We start from the raw sequence: 261 nt of genomic DNA, 5'->3' as shown, positions 1-261 counted from the left end.
AGCAGTCGTGCACCTTCAATCTCGGCACGCGACTTAGCAATGTCAGCAATAACAGTACCTGATAGTCACTTGAGATCAATATGAAGCGCATTCGTCGTATCAGAACAGAGCATACCATGTTCGTGTAGGTATTTCCCGAACGTCTTTCGCGTAGGGTCCGTCACACGCTGGATCATAAGCTCCAAAGCTGCTTGGGCAACACCAATGGACCGCATGCAATGATGAATTCGACCAGGTCTAGCACAAATCAGAGAGTTCAAG

1 protein-coding gene is annotated in these 261 nt (G+C 48.3%); it reads right to left on the bottom strand.

Annotated elements, in window-relative coordinates; genetic code table 11:
• Window positions 1-65: 65 nt before the first annotated feature.
• On the bottom strand, window positions 66-261 hold a 196-nt coding region (locus JI667_RS21885; RefSeq protein WP_368077930.1), incomplete at its 5' end, for an acyl-CoA dehydrogenase family protein.

Origin of the sequence: Bacillus sp. NTK074B, assembly GCF_017303375.1 — a bacterium.
Classification (GTDB): Bacteria; Bacillota; Bacilli; order Bacillales; family Bacillaceae_B; genus Rossellomorea.
Note: the sequence above shows the minus strand (reverse complement) of the source record. Positions and strands in the feature narration are given on the sequence as shown.